Origin of the sequence: Bartonella krasnovii (genome assembly GCF_003606345.3) — a bacterium.
In the GTDB taxonomy this organism is placed as follows: Bacteria; Pseudomonadota; Alphaproteobacteria; order Rhizobiales; family Rhizobiaceae; genus Bartonella; species Bartonella krasnovii.
In genome coordinates this window covers 992,583-1,010,711 of record NZ_CP031844.2, presented here as the reverse complement: position 1 = coordinate 1,010,711, position 18,129 = coordinate 992,583, and the positions used below count along the sequence as shown (strand labels likewise).

Here is an 18,129-nt window from a genome sequence, read left to right as displayed (position 1 = left end):
GTTTATATGAGTTTTAGTGCTTTAAAGCTTGTATGGTTATGGCGTGCAATAATAAGATGATCATGAACCGTAATACCTAATGCATTTGCTGCATCTTTTAATCTGTATGTCATTGTTATATCTGCATCAGAAGGTGTAGAATCACCAGAAGGGTGATTGTGGACTAAGATAAGTCCTGATGCGGATAACTCTAAAGCTCGAAAAATAACTTCACGAGGATAAACAGGGGTATGATCAATGGTTCCAGTTTGTTGTACTTCATCGGCAAGTAAGCCATTTTTCTTATCGAGAAATAAAATACGGAATTGTTCACGTGTTTCGTGAGCCATAACTGCTTTACAATATGCTAATACTTTATCCCATGATGAAAAAATATCGCGTTTAAACAATTGCGCACGAGCAATACGTCCAGCAACATCTGAAATAATTTTTAAATCAATTGCCGTTGCGGGACCACATCCTTGAACCTCTTGAAGTCGATGAATATCAGCTCCTAACACATCAGCGAGTGAACCAAAATGTGCTATCAAATTTTTAGCTATAGGTTTTGTGTTTGCCCGAGGTATTGTGCGAAAAAGCAATAATTCAAGATATTCATAATCTTCAAGCGCATTTCCTTTTGACTTTAAATAACGTTTTCGAAGACGCTCACGATGTCCTTGATAATGTTTATCAAGCTGTGTGTTTTTCTTAGGCTCTTTACTTTTTCTTTCTGATACTGGGGTGGGTGAAGAACTTGATGTTAATGCAAAGTGAGTACTTTGAATATTTTCCTTTTGGTTTATTTTTTTAGCCATAACATCTCTACAGTGGATTAGGTCTGCGAATTTGGAATATAAAAGATATTTTTAGGCGATTGTGTAAATATTTCATACCCTTCATTTGTGACACCAATTGTATGCTCATATTGTGCTGTCAAAGAGCGATCACGGGTAACAGCAGTCCAACCGTCAGATAAAATTTTAACTTGTGGCTTACCAAGGTTAATCATAGGCTCAATTGTAAAGATCATCCCTTGTTTTAATTCGATTCCTTCTCCAGGAACTCCATAATGAAGAATATTGGGAGTATCATGAAACAGCTGACCAATACCATGTCCGCAAAAATCTCTCACAATTGAGCACCTTTCAGATTCTGCATACTGTTGAATGGCTGCACCAATATCACCTGTCGTTGCTCCAGGTTTAACGACAGCAATTCCCCTCATAAGACTTTCATAGGTTATTTGTAAAAGGCGTTCTGCAGCACGTCTGATTTTTCCAACAGGATACATGCGGCTTGAATCACCATGCCAACCATCAAGGATAAAGGTCACATCAACATTCACAATATCGCCTTCTTGTAAGGGTCTTTTATTAGGAATACCATGACAGACAACGTGATTGATAGATGTACAGCATGAATGACTGTATCCATGATAATTTAGGTCAGCAGGAAGAGCTCCTTTTTGAGCGCCAAAAGTAAATACAAAATCATCAATTTCTTGCGTAGTAACACCAGGTTTAATAATATCCGTAAGTGCATCAAGACATTCTGCAGCAATACGACCAACTTCACGCATTTTAGCGAAAGCATAGTCATCGAAAATGCGAATTTTCCCGTTAAATTTTAAAGGGGCTTTATTATACTCAATATATTCAATCATTGTTTTTTCTGTTTTCTATTTTTACTCTCTGAATCGGAAAAATACCTTCTACACTTAACTGACATTTTACAGCATAACATTCTACCCCTGATTTTAATGCCAAATCAAATTTACGTCCATAGAGTGGGTCAAGGTCGTGACAGATGCTAAAAGCTGTACAATCTTCTCGTTGAATAACATAAAGCATAGCAGCTCGTTTTCCTTGTTGTACGACTTGTATGAGTTCATCAAGGTGACGGGCGCCCCGTTTTGTTGTGCTATCAGGAAATTCTGCTAATCCTTTTTGACGAATAAAATGAACATTTTTGACTTCTAGGTAACAATCAGGAAGAATGTCATCCCGTAAAAGAAAGTCAATGCGTGATTGTGTTCCATAGCGTTGTTCTTTTAAAATTGTTTTATATCCACTTAATTCTGGTAGTAATCCGTTTTGAATTGCTTCTAATGCAAGTTTATTAGGTAAAGCAGTATTAATACCAACTAAAGTGTTATCGGATTCAACAATTTCTAATTGATAGGCATATTTTCTCTTGGTATTTTTATGATATGAAAGCCAAACGTTGGCGTTGGAAGCTGTCAATCCGAGCATTGATCCTGTGTTTGGTACCGATACAGTGAAGATATGTTGGTCATCCTGTTTAACATCTGCAAGGAAACGTTTATAACGACGGATAAGCTTTGCAGGAAAAAGTTTGGGAATAAAATACATATTTCTTTTTTAGGATTTATAATTTCATAATTCAACTGAGATTATGATTTGTAAGAGCTATTCCCTATTAAAAAAGATAAAATTGATGTGAAAAACGCTACGATATCTTATATAAATTGTTATAAACTTCATGGTTTATTTTAGTGCATCTATGCTATTTGAGTGAAAAGATAACATTGCCTATAATTTATTATTAAGAAACTTTAGAGTACTGTGAAGAAGGTTACATTAAAAAAATAGTGGGAGGGGAAATCGTTAAATGAAACTAGGTAAGGTTGATGGCTGGAACGAATAAGAATCGTGAAAATTTAACAAATGGGCCCATTATTATTTTAGTTGAACCGCAGCTTCCAGAAAATATTGGTATGGTTGCAAGGGCAATGGCAAATTTTGGGCTTTCTAAGCTTCGGCTCGTCAAACCTCGAGAAACATTTCCAAATGAAAAAGCTAGAGCTGCTGCAAGTAAAGCTGATCATGTCATTAACAACGCCGTGATTTTTGACACATTACGTGATTCAATTGCAGATTTACATTATGTTTTTGCGACAACAGCCCGTGAAAGATGTGGATTTAAAACTGTAAAAAGTGCTGTCGAAGCAGCAAATGTACTCCGTCAGCGTGAGAATATCGGACATAAAACAGGTCTTGTCTTTGGAAGAGAGAGATGGGGACTAGAAAATGATGAAATCAGCCTTGTTGATGAGATCATTACTTTTCCAGTTAATCCTGCTTTTGCATCACTTAATATTGCACAAGCAGTTCTTTTGATGTCTTATGAATGGATGAAAGCAGGTCTAGAAAATGTAAGCGATACGGCATTTCGTGCAGCAGAGATGGAGCCTGCAAATAAAACAGTGTTTCATGGTTTTCTATCTCAATTAGAAGAGGCTTTGGATATTCGTGGGTATTTTAGACCCCGAGAACGAAAAGAGGTTATGCTTACAAATTTACGCTCTGTTTTTACGCGCGCTAACTTTAGTGAATCTGAGGTTCGTTTATTGCGAGGCGTTATATCTTCATTGGATCATTTCTCTCCACAATATCCACGGGGGAGTAGAGCCCCTAACGAGCGTGATCGTCAAAAAATTAAAAACAAGTGTGAAAACTGATGGATGTACGACCTGTTCTTTTTTTTGATAGTGGTGTTGGTGGTTTAACAGTGTTGAGGGAAGCACGCATTTTTATCCCTGAAATACAATTTATTTATGTAGCTGATGACGCAGGGTTTCCTTATGGTAATTGGGAAGAAAATGTTCTTAAAGAACGCATTTTAATGATTTTTAAAAATCTTTTAACACGCTATAACCCCGCCTTATGTGTAATTGCTTGCAACACTGTTTCTACATTGATGATGGCAGATCTACGACAGAATTTTCCTCATGTCCTTTTTGTGGGAACGGTTCCTGCAATTAAATCAGCTGCTGAGCAAACGAAATCTGGTTTTATTTCTGTATTAGCGACTCCTGGAACAGTTAAACGTGCCTATACAAATGAATTAATTAACTCTTTTGCTGGACAGTGTCATGTTAAGCTTGTAGGAAGTGAAAAGCTTGCTGGATTTGCTGAAGATTATTTACGAGGAAAATCTATCGATTTAGAAGTGTTAAGAAAAGAAATCTTGCCATGTTTTGTGGAAAAAAATGGCAAATATACGGATGTTATTGTTTTAGCCTGCACTCATTATCCTTTTTTGATTAACTTCTTTCGTGAACAAGCTCTATGGTCCGTTAAATGGATTGATCCAGCAAAAGCGATTGCCAAACATATTAGGTCATTATTGCCCTTGTCGAAAAAGATACATCAGCACCCCATCAAGAAATATCAAGATTTTGCATTGCTAACATCGAAAAATATCACTTCTTCAACGGAGAATTTGTTAAAAGAATTTGGCTTAAAACTGATGAAAAGAGTTGACTTTGGGATACGGGATCAATAAAGATACTCCAGCTTTTTCTTTCAAGAAAATGGCTGTCATTGACGTGTCCCGTGGGTAACTTCGCATAATTGGTATGTTAAGCTATTCTGTCAGTCTTTTATATTTAAAGGCAGAGGAGGGCGCGTTTCCTTGGGATCTTCAGATCTCGTGTTTTATTTTAAAGGAAATGCGATGAGTAAACGCGAAACAACAAAATATAAAATTGATCGACGTATGGGAGAAAATATTTGGGGTCGTCCAAAATCTCCTGTCAATCGTCGTGATTATGGTCCAGGTCAGCATGGACAGCGCCGTAAAGGAAAACTTTCTGACTATGGGGTGCAATTGCGCGCTAAACAGAAGTTGAAAGGGTTTTATGGCGATATTTCAGAAAAGCAATTTCATAAAACTTATGTGGAAGCTGCTCGTCGTCGAGGTGATACAGGTGAAAATCTTATCGGTCTTTTAGAATCACGTTTGGATGCTGTTGTCTATCGTGCAAAATTTGTGCCTACGATTTTTGCTTCTCGCCAATTTATTAATCATGGTCACGTGAATGTAAATGGTCGACGCACAAATATTCAATCATATCGTTGTAAGCCAGGTGATGTTATTGAGGTTCGGGAAAAATCAAAACAGCTTGTGTTGGTTTTGGAATCAGTACAATTAGCAGAACGTGATGTTCCCGATTATATTGAAGCAGATCATAAACAGATGAAAGCGACCTTTACACGTATTCCTGCTTTTGCAGATGTTCCTTATGCTGTGCAAATGGAACCTAATTTGGTCGTTGAATTTTATTCTCGATAATTTTTTATGAGAAGAGTTATTTCTCTTCTATTATTATAATTTCAAACTATTGTGTTGTTTTTATAATCTTTTGAGTTAACAAATATTTTGCGAATGGTTCTATATTAAGTTTATTGCATTATTTTAGTGTTATAAGCTTATATAGTTCCATTTATTTTTTCGTATCTATTTTTATAAATTCAAAAAACTTAAATGTAAGCTTGCTTTATATTTGTTTCTATCTTTGCAAAATGAGCTATTACTTATGCAGGATATGGTCTTATGAATGATGTTTTTGTTGAATATCCGGCAATAGAAGAAAACGAAGAGGATGATCTTTTAGCAAGCAAAGCAGATGATTGTCATCCAATATTTCGGCGTGCTCCTTCAAGTGTAGAGTTTAATAAATTGCGTAAACGACTTTTACGTCATATGCGACAAGCTTTGGATGATTTTTCTATGCTTTCTACTGGAAAAAAATGGCTTGTTGCTTTATCGGGCGGAAAAGACTCTTATGGTTTATTAGCACTTCTTTTAGATTTAAAGTGGCGTGGTCTTTTGCCCGTTGAAATTCTTGCTTGTAATCTTGACCAAGGGCAACCAGGCTTTCCTAAACATATTCTTCCAGACTTTTTCAATTCTTACAAAATTCCCTATCGTATTGAATATCAAGATACTTATTCCATTGTTACAGATAAATTGGCAGAAACACAGACATATTGTTCACTTTGTTCTCGATTGCGACGTGGTAATCTCTATCGCATTGCACGTGAGGAGGGCTGTTCGGCATTAATTTTAGGGCATCATCGTGATGATGTTTTGGAAACGTTTTTTATGAATTTGTTTCATGGTGGCCGATTAGCCGCTATGCCTGGAAAACTTAAAAATGATGAAGGTGATCTTTTTGTGTTACGTCCTCTCGTCTATGCCGCTGAGGAAGATATGGAAAAATTTGCTCAAGCAATGCAATTTCCAATTATTCCTTGTAATCTTTGCGGTAGTCAAGATGGTTTACAACGTAATGTAATGAAAGAAATGCTAAAAAATATTGAAAGACAAATGCCAGGACGTAAAGATACAATGATTCGCGCTTTAGCGAATGTACGCCCAAGTCACTTACTTGATAAGAAATTCTTTGATTTTAAAATGTATTAATAAAAATGAGATCTAAAAAATAAGTTCAATCAGTTTAAGATAAGGTACTTATTTATAATGATAATTTATTGCTTTGAAATTTAACAATCGTAGGAGTTTTATTTCAAATTTTTTTATTGTATCCACAAAATATCCCCCCGATATCACAAGCGGAGTTCTTGTTGTATAAAATACAAAAAAACTTCCTTTAAATAAGCGATAACTATCGCAATATGGAAAAATAGTATAAATTATTGGTTTGCTTTTTTTTAAAGTAAAAATGAAAGAGCCCTGTAGATTTTATCTTATCCTTATCTCATCCTGTTGTGTGATCAAACATCGTCATTTAGAGTGGTAAACTAAGAGAATACATTATCATAAATAAGTATTTTTAGGATGTACAGTGAATCTTCAGGGCAGGGATTGCCTATAAATTCTCATGAAGTGAGTTATACAAATAACCAAATTCTATTGTGAATCTTGCTTTTTTATAAACTAATTCTGATGAAAACTTCGTCATTGGGATAAGGATAAGTTTAATTTTTAAACGGCTATACCATAAAGGTCATAGGAATCCGATTGTTCGATTTTAACGGTGACAAATTCACCGACACGCAAGGGGCGTCGTGATGATATATGAACAACCCCATCTATTTCTGGAGCATCGTATTGACTACGTCCTTTGGCAACTTTTCCTTGACTTTCATCGATAAGAACTTGGAGTCTTTTTCCAATTTTTTTCTTTAAAAGATGTGTAGAAATTTGTTGTTGTTTTGCCATAAAACGATGCCAACGGTTTTCTTTTACGTCTTCAGAAATATGTTCTAATCCCAAATCATTTGCAACGGCTCCTTTTACTTCTTCATATTTAAAGCATCCAGCGCGTTCAATTTTTGCTTCTTCTAGCCATTCTAAAAGCATATTAAAATCTTCATTTGTTTCGCCTGGAAATCCAACAATAAATGTTGATCGTAAAGCGAGATCTGGACATATTTTTCGCCACTTTTCAATTCTACGGTTTGTTTTTTCCATAAGAGCAGGACGCTTCATATGACGCAAAACAGTCGGTGATGCATGCTGAAAAGGAATATCTAGATAAGGAAGAATTTTTTTTGCCGCCATAAGTTCGATAACTTCATCTACATGGGGGTAAGGATAAACGTAATGCATACGTATCCAAATGCCCATATCACCAAGTTCGCGACAAAGATCAAAGAATTTCGTTTTGATTGTGCGATCTTTCCAAGAATTTTCGAGATATTTAAGATCAATACCATAAGCACTCGTATCTTGTGAAATAACCAAAAGTTCTTTTACACCTGCTTGTACAAGTTGTTCAGCTTCTCGAAGAACATCACTGATGGGACGTGAAGTGAGATCACCACGTAGTGTAGGGATGATACAAAAACTACAGCTGTTAGAGCATCCTTCAGAAATTTTTAAGTAGGCGTAATGACGAGGTGTTAAACGAATACCTTGGGAAGGAACTAAATCAAGAAAAGGATCATGAACAGGGGGGATTGCTGTATGAACAGCTTGTATAACACTTTCATAAGCTTGTGGTCCTGTAATGGCCAATACGTTAGGGTATTCTTGGCGAATAACCTCAGGATCAGCACCAAGACACCCTGTTACAATGACTTTTCCATTTTTTTTGAGAGCTTCATCAATATTGGCTAATGATTCTTTTCTGGCAGAGTCAAGAAAACCACAGGTATTCACAATAACGACATCAGCTCCTTGATGTTGACGCGAAATTTCATACCCTTCAGAGCGAAGACTTGTAATAATTCGCTCAGAATCTACAAGTGCTTTTGGACATCCGAGAGAGACAAAGCTAATACGAGGTGCTACCATGATAATCCTATAATTACTATGAACGATTGCGTTTCACTTTTATTGACTTAAAAAGTAAGAAATGTTCTTTATTTTTATAGATAACAATCTGTTACAAATTTATTTGATTTTTTTCTAGATTATTTTGCGTATACTTACAATTTTATTTTATTACACAGTCAAATGCTGTTTTGAGGACGATGATATAAAACAGACTCCTTCAAAGCATTCAAGCTCTTTTAGAGTACGTGGTGAATATTACTTGTTGAGCCTTGAGTTAAGTGAAAAACATGTGAGAGAAGAAGAGAAATCCACTCGATAAGGAATTTAGATTATTTATCGACAGAATTAGACAAATCCTTTGGTTATAGAAAGAAAGTCAATTACGAGTGGTACAATATCAAAAAATGCTCAGCAGTTTTTTTACTATATTCTATTGCGATATCTATCGCGTATATAGGGGTATTTTTTAATATTTGCGAATAAGTCCGGTAAGTTTACCTTGTATTTCTACACGTTCGGATTTGTATATACGTACTTCGTAGTGAGGATTAGCGGCTTCTAATGCAATAGAGGTTCCTTTACGTCGATAACGTTTTAATGTTGCCTCTTTTTTATCAATAAATGCGATAATAATTTCACCTGATATTGCTGTGTTTTGACGTTTCACGATAATCGTATCTTTATCAAGGATACCAGCTTCCACCATAGAATTATCTTTAACTTCTAATGCATAGTGCTCACCTGTATTAACCATATCGTGTGGAAGAGAAAGTGTGCTTGTTTGTTGCTGTATAGCAGAGGCGGGTACACTCGCAGAAATACGTCCCATAATAGGGATTGTGATATTTTTTTTTTCTTCTTCCTCAAAACTCTCAAGATTAGCCAAGTTTTTTGATATGTTTCTTTTATTTTTTTCTATCATACTGGGAGAAAGCTTACGTGCTAAAGAAAGGCTAAATGTTATTTTCTCAGGGAGTCGAATCACCTCTACTGCACGAGCACGATTGGGTAAACGACGTATAAAACCTCGTTGTTCTAAGGCTACAATGAGCTTATAAATGCTAGACTTTGAAGAAAGTTCTAAAGCATTTTTCATTTCTTCAAAAGAAGGGGGAACACCTGTTTCTTTTACATGATTGTGAATAAACAAGAGGAGCTCATATTGTTTACATGTCAGCATTCAATGTTCCAATCAAAAGAATAAAAGAGATTACAGTAAAAAATACGTGTATATATAATAATTCTAAATTTTTTTGCTAAATCAAAATTATTTGCTTTAATTTTTGATCTTATAAGTGAAGTTAATTAGGCAACATGTTTATTTATATACATATTTAATATATGATAAGTGTGAAATTTACTTTAACAAATATATCATAATATTATTTATGTATTATAAAACTATACTAATATTAAATGATATATAAAAAATATTTTATAGCTCTAATTGAATTATTCAACACCCGATTTTATGATTAATGTTATACTTCTATTTTTTATATCTACGTGTTTTATAATTTTCTTATATAAAAAGTTAAATAAAATACATTCTTTCAATAGCGTAACAAATCACTTTATGTATATTTAGAATCATTTTGCACATTGTTTCTGTTTTTTTATTGTTTAGTCAAATTATCTACAGCTACAATAATGAGCACTATTTACAGTCATGTCAGATATTTTCAATAATACTAATTTTTTTTTACGTCTGCTTTATTCTATAAAATAATTGGCTGTCGTTATAGAATCATCATGCCTGAATAAAAGTCACTTCCTCAAAATGTCATTATTGCTCATTCGCATATTTATTAAAATAAGATATCTCTTAATGTGCTCGCTTCCCTCAAGATGATCTTGCAAATAACATAAAATCTATCGGGCAACGCTATCTTTACATCTCAAAAGTTTGCACTACCATACTTATTTTTCCACCCCTCAATATGTTATTTTATAAATCTCATTCATACTTAAAAATTAAAACATAAAGATATAAAGATAATATAGAGTAGGAAGTATTTTTCTGCTCTATCCATGATGTTTAATAGCCATGTTTGGAAGAAAAGGGGGGGATTTTTTTGTAATTTGAGCATTTTAAAACTATGAAATATTTTTATCGTTAGATTATTTTTGTATCGAGATTTCAAAAAGAAGTTCAAAGAGCAACTCTACAATGATGAAGAAAGGAAAAAAACGGAAAATTATTGATAACTAGAAAAAATATTATTATTTTTTCCAAAAAGTGTTGACCAAATGAAAAGTCAACCGTATGTTCCCTTCACTTTCTGCAAACTAGATAGTCTGCAAACTAAATAGCTTGTGTGAGAGCGCGTAGCTCAGCTGGTAGAGCAACTGACTTTTAATCAGTAGGTCCAGGGTTCGAATCCCTGCGCGCTCACCAACTTTGAAGGATATCAAGAGGCTATACAAAAGTTTGAGAATCTTTGTTGCTTTGATTCCCTTTAGTTTTTGTCTGATCTAATTTTTTTCAGAACTTTTTTATTGATTCTATAGCCAATCTTTTTCTATCAGCTATTTTGCTATAGAGTACTCCTCTACCCAAACCAAAAGTGCTTTAAAGCTTATGATATAATTACACCTGCACTGATAGTAAGTGTGGCTACTCGTTTTCGTAATTCATAGGCTGTTTTTAATACCTGCCGCATTACAGGAAATAGTTGGTAAAATCGTCATACTTATTCACAGTTTGTATTTATTCACAGCTTATCTTAAAAGATAGATTTTCTACAACGTATTGATTTATATTATTTTTATTTTTCAACGCTTTTATGTAGCGCATTTATTTCTTATGACAATCACAAAATGGTTAACAATATATTAATTTTTTGATAAAAGAGGCGAACTCAAGGATGGTATATGCGCGAGGGATATCATTTAAAAGCGTGAATTCTTCTCTCGCGTGTAAGAAGCGTGACGTGGTTTTTACAGTAGTGCTTAATAGAAATAAGTGGACTGAATAGATGCCTTCAAATAGTAAAAAGAAATTTACTTTTATTATCAAACCAACATTTCAATTATTTTCGATGATCGTCATTTCTCAATCATTGATGTCTTGTTGCTCAAGCGAGACCGCACATTTTTCAATAAAAGATTTCTATCATAATAAACCAATTGACGTAAATACTTCTGTTCTATCGAAACAAATATCCAATAATAAAAATCAATCAGAAGCAAAAAAACGTGGGCGGGCGACTGTTGGTAAACCTTACCAGATAAAAGGAAAGTGGTATTATCCTGAACATGATCCAACGTATGCACGTGTTGGAGAGGCATCATGGTATGGTTCAGATTTTCATGGGCGTTTAACGGCAAACGGTGAAATTTATGACATGAATCTTCTGACTGCTGCCCATCCTACAATGCCTTTACCTAGCTATGCTCGTGTTACTAATTTGAAAAATGGATCTTCACTCATTGTTAGAGTGAATGATCGCGGACCTTTTATGAAAGACCGTATCATTGATTTATCAAAGCAAGCTGCGACAATACTTGGTTATGTCGATAGGGGCGTTGCAGATGTTAAAGTAGAATATATTGCTGAAGCACCTATTGGCTATTATGATGGTGCATATTTAATGGCCTCTTATACTCCTGGAAATGCTAACTCATATTCATTAGCGTCAGAAAAGGTTTTGAAAAAAAGAGAAACTGTTTTATTCAAGGAGCGCAATATAGAAAACAAAGAAGAGCTAGCTAAAGCATCTTCTATTTCACAAGAGAAATACAATAAAACTGTTACAGTGAAACTACCAGAAATTGGCCCTATCATGGTTAATAAGCCAGTGCCATTTGATCAAGTTGCTTCTATAAATAAGCTCAACAAAAGAACAAAGCTTAATTGGTTACAACTGTTTTAAGAAAAATGTGTTGGTTTTTAATCGATATCATTTTCAAATAAAAAGTATTTAAAAAGGGGAAGAGTGTTATTATTAATAATTTAATGCATCTCTTCAATCCATTGCCAGTTTTTTTGATTTTATGACAGTGTTTGCTCATAAAATACATGCTTTTTCTGCAGTGACAGCTTTTAGCAAATGGAGATAAGCGGATTGTATGAATCTGTTGATGTGACCTCTGAAATGATTGCACAGTCTAATTGGAAAAGAATATAAAACCTGAAAAGCAGAAAAATATCCCCTTTTGATTTGACTTTGCAGCCTTCGATAGCATCAAAGGTAATAATATCTTATGAAGAGATTACGCATTGCCTCATGCTTTTTTTACTGATTTCTTAATGGAATAACTCCCTTCACTTAAACTAAACATCTCAAACAAAATACCCTTTTTGCATTATCAATTCACACGTGCTCGTTTTAAGGAGACATATCTGGCTCTCGAGCCTATTTTATGACAGCATTTATGAAGAGGAGAACTGTAAAGCCATTAGGCATGCTCCTTCTTTACACGTATGAAACTATAAACAAAATACTATCATATAGAGTTTGTAAAGCTCTTATGTTTTACAATAATCCTTGGCAGTTGAGAGATTTATAAAAAGTATTTTTACTCTCTCTTTAATAATCTTCACCTCTATACTAACCCTACTTATGGAGGATAAAAAAGTGATTTTAATTGTTTCAAAAAGGGAAAAATCAAGGGAGAATTTTACAATAGTTTGGTCAGCTTTAAGTTTAAAAAATGATCATTTGTCATAAATAAATTAATATCCTACCCATGAAAAAGATAAAATCTTTTCTTGAGTTGTCAATAGTCTCTCAATTTACAGAAATAAAAGAGTTTTTTCCTATATAATAATTTTTTATATTGATTTTAGGATGGGAGGAGCGACTATGTATACAACATTAAGGATCTTATTGACCTTATGGGGAATATTAGCATTTAGCTCGTTGGGAAGAACACAGAATTTTCAAACTTCTGCCTCACAAGTTTTGTTACTTGATGATAATACCGAAACAATACTTTATGAAAAACAAAGTGATATTCCTTTTTTTCCTGCTTCATTAGCAAAATTAATGACAGCGGAAGTCGTCTTTCATCAATTAAAGGAAGGATTGTTAAAAAATACCCAAAAATTCAAGGTCAGTGAAAATGCTTGGCGCAAGGGTGGGGCACCTTCCGGTACAACCACTATGTTTGCAAAAATAAAGACAGAAATCAGTGTTTATGATCTTTTACGTGGTTTAATTATTATGAATGGAAATGATGCTGCTATTATTCTTGCTGAAGGAATATCAGGAGATGAGTCTCATTTTGCAAAGCTGATGAATCAGCGCGCTAAAATAATTGGATTATCTGAAAGCCATTTTGTTAATGCAACAGGGTTTCCCGAAGAGGGACAATTTGTAACAGTACGCGATATGATTACATTAGCACGTTATATTGCCCAGGAATATCCAGATTATTACACACTTTATCGTGAGCCTCACTTTACGTGGAATAATATTTTTCAACGGAATAAAAACCCTCTTATTTCTAAGGAAATAGGTGTAGAAGGATTTGGTTTTGGCTACAGTGAAAAAGAAGGTTTTTCAATGGTTGCTACCATTTATAAAAATCATCGGCGTCTTTTTTTAGCGATTAATGGTTTGCAAGATGGTAAAAAACATACAAAGGAAATAGAACGCATTCTTCAATGGGGAATGACATCTTTTGATCTCAAAACGATTTTTACAAAGGAAAAAACGGTTGGTCGTGCTTCTGTTTATGGCGGGAAAGAAAATTTTGTTCCACTTATTGTTAAAAAACCGATAAGCTTTATGCTTTCCAATGAAAAAGAAGTCAATGTTAAAGCAAAAATTAAATATCATGGTCCATTGAAAGCCCCCATCGTTTCAGGGCAATCAGTTGGCGTTATTCAAATTTTAGAAGATAAAAAGATTCTTTTGGAAAAACCAGTTTTTGCTGGCAAAAATGTTCAGGAAGGAAGCTTCTTTACAAAAGTAAAAGGTGCATTCTATGAAGTAACAATAGGATGGTTACGGAAATATTTATAGTTACGCGCTAATAAGATTAAGGTTTATACGTGTCAGGTTATTTTATCACATTCGAAGGAGGGGACGGGGTAGGAAAAACAGTGCAGATTTCTTTACTTGCTGAATATCTCTCTTACCAAGGTTATGATGTTGTTACAACACGAGAACCAGGAGGAACACCAGGGGCAGAAGCAATCCGTCATATTTTATTGTCAGGGCAGGCACAACAATATGGACCATTGATTGAAGCTGTTTTGTTTACAGCGGCACGTACCGACCATGTTGCCGAGATTATCGCGCCTTCTTTGCAAAAAGGTAAAGTCGTTTTATGTGATCGCTTTATTGATTCTACACGCGTTTATCAAGGACTCAATGAAACCGTCAATTCTTCTCTTCTTTCTGTTTTAGAGTGTGTTGCACTCAACGGTATCATGCCTCATTTAACATTTTTATTAGATATGCCAGCAGCGTGCGGTATAAAGCGTGCCAATTTGCGAAGAAAAAAAACAGAAGTAATCGATTATTTTGAAAAAGATCAGTTGGAAATTCAAGAACAAAGGCGTCAAGCTTTTCTTCAATTGGCCAAACAAGAGCCCCAGAGATTTCGCGTTATTGATGCGACTGGCTCAGTGGCAGTTGTTGCGAATCAAATAAAAAGTTTTTGTCATCAGATATTGTTGGATCAATTTTCATGAATGATGTCATAAATATCTTACGTCAATATGATGATATTGATACAATTTCATCTCCGTCCCAGAATAATGTTATTTTTGGTCATGAGGATATTCGTCACTTTTTGACACAAATGCTTAAAGAGGGGCATTTGCACCATGCATTATTATTTGAAGGAGAATACGGAATTGGAAAAGCAACATTAGCGTTTCATCTTGCTTGGAATATTTTAAGTTCTCAAAAGGGAAATTTCTTAAAACCCGATCTTCATTCTATTTCATGGCGCCAAATTACACAGGGGAGTCATCCTGGTCTGTTGTATATTTCACGTCGATTTGATGTAAAAACACAAAAGTTTAAAACAGGAATACTCATTGATGATATCCGTGATGTTATTCATTTTTTAAGCAGAACATCGCAAGATAATGGATGGCGTATTGTTATTATTGATTCTGCAGACGATATGAATAGAAATGCAGCTAATGCAATTCTTAAAATACTTGAAGAACCTCCTGCAAAAACTCTCTTTATTATTATTGCGCATTCTTTAGGAAAATTGCTTCCAACCATTCATTCGCGGTGTCAAAAAATTTCTTTTCGTCCGTTGAGTCATGATGAAATGAAAAAAGTCATTACACATATTTTCAGCAATCAGAATTTACCTGATGAAAAAATGATTGAAATGATTATTAAAAAATCCAAAGGAAATCCTCGAAAAGCGGCTTTACTTATTTGCCATGGTGGTCTTGAAATTATTAAAACAATTGATGCTCTCCTAGAACAACCTGTTTGTAACGCAACGATTGTACACACGCTTGCTCAAACATTTTCATCTGTTTCTTCTCCATTTCAATTTCAACAGTTCTGTGATGAAGTTCTTGATAAAATTCAACAAAAAGCTATCACACTCGTTGAAAAAGGAAATTTATTTCTCTCAAAAAAATATGCACAAAAATGGCAGGAGATTCATCAGGAAATAGAGGAAATACAATTATTTAATCTCGATAAGAAGCAGTTTGTTATTAACTTACTTTTTAGAGTTCATAAGATCATTCATGAGGTTTAGTTTTTCCGTGACAATGTGATAAACAGGCGTTATGTCATTATATCTTTTATTTATAGTGTTTTACAACGAGTATGACATGCGTGACACATATTACATAACAACTCCCATTTTTTATCCCAATGGTAATCCGCATATTGGGCATGCGTATAGTGCCATTGCAAGTGATGTCTTAGCCCGCTTTCAACGATTAAACGGAAAAAATGTACTTTTTCTTTCTGGTACAGATGAGCATGGTCTAAAGATGCAACAAACCGCAGCAACATTAGGCATAACACCTCAGCAACTTGCAGATCGTAATAGTGCTGTGTTTCAAAAAATGCTTGCGGTATTAAATTGTTCTAATGATGATTTCATCCGCACGACAGAAGAGCGCCATTCTCAAACGTGTCAAGAAATTTGGAAAAGGATGGAAGAGAATGGCGATATTTATCTTGGCCGTTATAAGGGGTGGTATTCGGTTCGCCAAGAAGCCTATTATGAAGAGAAAGACACGGAAATTGGACCCGATAATATTCGTCGCGAGAAGGAATTAGGCTCTCCTGTTGAATGGAATGAAGAAGAAAGTTATTTTTTTAAACTTTCTCGTTATGAAAAGGCACTTCTTGAATATTATGAAAAACATCCTGATTTTATCGCTCCCTTCGAGCGACGTAATGAAATTATAAGTTTTATCAAATCGGGTTTAAAAGATATTTCTATTTCACGGACAAATTTTAATTGGGGAGTTGCTGTTCCTGATAATCCCAAACACGTGATGTATGTTTGGGTTGACGCGCTTACAAATTACCTATCAGCAATTGATTTTTTTAATAAAAGTTCAAAAAAACGTGATTTTTGGCCTGCAAATACGCATATCATTGGTAAGGATATTATTCGTTTTCATGCCGTCTATTGGCCAGCATTTTTAATGTCTGCTGGAGTTGAATTGCCTAAAAATATTTTTGCACATGGTTTTTTACTTAATCGTGGTGTAAAAATGTCAAAATCTGTTGGGAATGTCGTTGATCCTTTTGAAATGGTTGATCATTATGGTCTTGATCAGGTTCGTTATTTTCTGCTTCGTGAAGTTCCCTTTGGACATGATGGTAGTTATAATCATGAAAGCCTTGTGAGTCGTATTAATGCCGATCTTGCTAATGATCTTGGTAACTTAGCACAGCGTTCCTTATCTATGATTGCCAAAAATTGTGATGCAAAGGTTCCTAGACCCGCTGCATTTTTAGTTCAAGACAAACAGCTTTTGGAACAATCTCTTCAAGTGCTTGAAACTGTACACCAAGCAATGTCTTCTCATAGTATGCATTTAGCCCTTTCGGCTATTTTTTTACTTGTAGCAGATGCCAATCGCTATTTTGCCAACGAACAGCCTTGGAATTTACGAAAGAATGATCAAGAGCGTTTTTTTACAGTTCTTTATATAACTATCGAAATCTTGCGACGAATAGGAATTATGCTTTTGCCTTTCATTCCCCAATCAGCAACAAAACTTCTTGATAGCCTTGCGGTTGCTGAAGATGATCGGTTATTGTATCATATAAGCCATACAAAAATTCAAGAAGGGGCTGATCTTCCACCACCAGAACCGATTTTCCCTCGTTATGTCTTGAAGAAAGAAGATTCTCACCATGCTCATTGATACACATTGTCATCTTGATTTTGAAGATTTTTCACAAGATTTGGATAATGTTATCCAACGGGCTTTTGATGCCGACGTTAGACGTATGATCACAATTTCAACCCATGTTCGTAAGTTAGATAAACTGTTAGCTATTGCGCAAAGCTATGAGCAAGTCTTTTGTTCCGTTGGAACCCACCCTAATCATGCGCATGAAGAACAAGATATTACAGCCAAAGAGCTTATTCAACTCTCAAAACACCCTAAAGTTGTTGCATTTGGGGAAGGGGGGCTTGATTACCATTATGATTATTCTACACCAGAAGAGCAAAAGAAAGTATTTCAAGAACATATCATTGCTTCTCGAGAAACACAGATTCCTCTTGTTATACATTCACGCAATGCAGATATCGATATGGAGAAAATTTTACGCGAACAGATGAAGCAAGGGGCTTTTCCCTTTATTCTTCATTGTTATTCGTCTGGAATGCAGCTTGCTCGTGCTGGCATTGAACTTGGGGGTTATATTTCTTTTTCAGGTATTCTTACTTTTAAAAATGCACTTGAAATCCGTGAAATAGCAAAAATTGTGCCCCATGAGCGGTTGCTGGTGGAAACAGATGCACCATTTTTAGCCCCCACTCCTCACCGGGGAAAAACCAATGAACCATCTTTTGTATGCTATACAGCAGCTATTTTAGCTGAAACAATTGGTTTAAGCATTGAAGAAACAGCTCAAATAACAACCCGAAATGCTTTTCATTTATTTAGCAAAATGAAATAAGGCAAAAGCT

At 34.9% G+C, this 18,129-nt stretch carries 14 protein-coding genes, 1 tRNA gene and 1 pseudogene; 11 read left to right on the top strand and 5 right to left on the bottom strand.

Annotated elements, in window-relative coordinates; translation table 11 throughout:
- Positions 1–2: 2 nt before the first annotated feature.
- From radC to sfsA, 3 genes are read right to left on the bottom strand one after another with little or no spacing between them, the layout of a single operon-like run.
- Positions 3–797 carry a RadC family protein gene (gene radC, locus D1092_RS04290; protein ID WP_120122334.1) on the bottom strand — a complete coding sequence of 265 codons (795 nt, stop codon included), beginning with the start codon at positions 795–797 and terminating at the stop codon, positions 3–5.
- A 17-nt stretch (positions 798–814) separates the two neighbouring features.
- Positions 815–1,645 (bottom strand): type I methionyl aminopeptidase, encoded by an 831-nt coding sequence (gene map, locus D1092_RS04285; protein WP_120122333.1) that lies wholly within the window; start codon positions 1,643–1,645, stop codon positions 815–817.
- On the bottom strand, positions 1,638–2,354 hold the full coding sequence (gene sfsA, locus D1092_RS04280) for a DNA/RNA nuclease SfsA (RefSeq protein WP_120122332.1): 717 nt from the start codon (positions 2,352–2,354) through the stop codon (positions 1,638–1,640). The genes map and sfsA overlap by 8 nt, the downstream gene beginning before the upstream one ends.
- A 278-nt stretch (positions 2,355–2,632) precedes the next feature.
- On the opposite strand from sfsA, the pseudogene D1092_RS04275 reads away from it, so the two are divergent.
- From D1092_RS04275 to ttcA, 4 genes and pseudogenes are all read left to right on the top strand, one after another.
- Positions 2,633–3,491: pseudogene (locus tag D1092_RS04275) on the top strand (RNA methyltransferase).
- The gene (gene murI / locus D1092_RS04270) at positions 3,463–4,290 is read left to right on the top strand and encodes a glutamate racemase (RefSeq protein ID WP_120122330.1); all 828 of its coding nucleotides are present in this window, start codon (positions 3,463–3,465) and stop codon (positions 4,288–4,290) included. Before D1092_RS04275 ends, murI begins: the two are co-directional and overlap by 29 nt.
- A gap of 171 nt (positions 4,291–4,461) precedes the next feature.
- Positions 4,462–5,079, top strand: a complete 618-nt coding sequence (rpsD, locus tag D1092_RS04265; RefSeq protein ID WP_012231733.1) for a 30S ribosomal protein S4 — start codon at positions 4,462–4,464, stop codon at positions 5,077–5,079.
- 261 nt (positions 5,080–5,340) lie between these two features.
- Positions 5,341–6,213: a tRNA 2-thiocytidine(32) synthetase TtcA gene (gene ttcA / locus D1092_RS04260; protein WP_120122329.1), complete on the top strand. Its 873-nt coding sequence runs from the start codon at positions 5,341–5,343 to the stop codon at positions 6,211–6,213.
- Positions 6,214–6,735: 522 nt separating this feature from the next.
- On the opposite strand, the gene rimO is transcribed toward ttcA, so the two are convergent.
- Both rimO and lexA read right to left on the bottom strand, forming a co-directional pair.
- On the bottom strand, positions 6,736–8,049 hold the full coding sequence (gene rimO, locus D1092_RS04255; protein WP_120122328.1) for a 30S ribosomal protein S12 methylthiotransferase RimO: 1,314 nt from the start codon (positions 8,047–8,049) through the stop codon (positions 6,736–6,738).
- 448 nt (positions 8,050–8,497) lie between these two features.
- Positions 8,498–9,211, bottom strand: coding sequence for a transcriptional repressor LexA (lexA, locus tag D1092_RS04250; protein ID WP_120122327.1), 714 nt, complete (start codon positions 9,209–9,211; stop codon positions 8,498–8,500).
- A gap of 1,142 nt (positions 9,212–10,353) precedes the next feature.
- Here lexA and D1092_RS04245 point away from each other — a divergent pair.
- The 7 genes from D1092_RS04245 to D1092_RS04215 all read left to right on the top strand — a co-directional run bounded on the left by D1092_RS04245 (position 10,354) and on the right by D1092_RS04215 (position 18,119).
- Positions 10,354–10,429: transfer RNA gene (locus D1092_RS04245), tRNA-Lys, on the top strand.
- Positions 10,430–11,009: 580 nt separating this feature from the next.
- A complete protein-coding gene (locus tag D1092_RS04240) occupies positions 11,010–11,906 on the top strand; it encodes a septal ring lytic transglycosylase RlpA family protein (protein ID WP_120122326.1) in 897 nt (298 codons plus the stop codon).
- A 933-nt stretch (positions 11,907–12,839) separates the two neighbouring features.
- Entirely contained in the window at positions 12,840–14,003 is a 1,164-nt protein-coding gene (locus D1092_RS04235; protein ID WP_120122325.1) for a D-alanyl-D-alanine carboxypeptidase family protein, read from the top strand.
- A gap of 29 nt (positions 14,004–14,032) precedes the next feature.
- Complete coding sequence (gene tmk, locus D1092_RS04230) at positions 14,033–14,677, top strand: dTMP kinase (protein ID WP_120122324.1); 645 nt, start codon at positions 14,033–14,035, stop codon at positions 14,675–14,677.
- On the top strand, positions 14,674–15,720 hold the full coding sequence (locus tag D1092_RS04225) for a DNA polymerase III subunit delta' (protein WP_120122323.1): 1,047 nt from the start codon (positions 14,674–14,676) through the stop codon (positions 15,718–15,720). Before tmk ends, D1092_RS04225 begins: the two co-directional genes overlap by 4 nt.
- 76 nt (positions 15,721–15,796) lie before the next feature.
- Positions 15,797–17,356: a methionine--tRNA ligase gene (metG, locus tag D1092_RS04220; RefSeq protein WP_120122322.1), complete on the top strand. Its 1,560-nt coding sequence runs from the start codon at positions 15,797–15,799 to the stop codon at positions 17,354–17,356.
- Positions 17,346–18,119, top strand: coding sequence for a TatD family hydrolase (locus tag D1092_RS04215; RefSeq protein ID WP_120122321.1), 774 nt, complete (start codon positions 17,346–17,348; stop codon positions 18,117–18,119). Before metG ends, D1092_RS04215 begins: the two co-directional genes overlap by 11 nt.
- Positions 18,120–18,129 lie beyond the last annotated feature (10 nt).

Bases quoted from the DNA above. Each gene is read 5' to 3' on its own strand.
- map (WP_120122333.1), bottom strand. From the start codon at position 1,645: ATGATTGAATATATTGAGTATAATAAAGCCCCTTTAAAATTTAACGGG.
- rpsD (WP_012231733.1), top strand. From the start codon at position 4,462: ATGAGTAAACGCGAAACAACAAAATATAAAATTGATCGACGTATGGGA.
- D1092_RS04225 (WP_120122323.1), top strand. From the start codon at position 14,674: ATGAATGATGTCATAAATATCTTACGTCAATATGATGATATTGATACA.
- rimO (WP_120122328.1), bottom strand. From the start codon at position 8,049: ATGGTAGCACCTCGTATTAGCTTTGTCTCTCTCGGATGTCCAAAAGCA.
- metG (WP_120122322.1), top strand. From the start codon at position 15,797: ATGCGTGACACATATTACATAACAACTCCCATTTTTTATCCCAATGGT.
- D1092_RS04235 (WP_120122325.1), top strand. From the start codon at position 12,840: ATGTATACAACATTAAGGATCTTATTGACCTTATGGGGAATATTAGCA.
- murI (WP_120122330.1), top strand. From the start codon at position 3,463: ATGGATGTACGACCTGTTCTTTTTTTTGATAGTGGTGTTGGTGGTTTA.
- sfsA (WP_120122332.1), bottom strand. From the start codon at position 2,354: ATGTATTTTATTCCCAAACTTTTTCCTGCAAAGCTTATCCGTCGTTAT.
- radC (WP_120122334.1), bottom strand. From the start codon at position 797: ATGGCTAAAAAAATAAACCAAAAGGAAAATATTCAAAGTACTCACTTT.
- lexA (WP_120122327.1), bottom strand. From the start codon at position 9,211: ATGCTGACATGTAAACAATATGAGCTCCTCTTGTTTATTCACAATCAT.
- ttcA (WP_120122329.1), top strand. From the start codon at position 5,341: ATGAATGATGTTTTTGTTGAATATCCGGCAATAGAAGAAAACGAAGAG.
- D1092_RS04240 (WP_120122326.1), top strand. From the start codon at position 11,010: ATGCCTTCAAATAGTAAAAAGAAATTTACTTTTATTATCAAACCAACA.
- D1092_RS04215 (WP_120122321.1), top strand. From the start codon at position 17,346: ATGCTCATTGATACACATTGTCATCTTGATTTTGAAGATTTTTCACAA.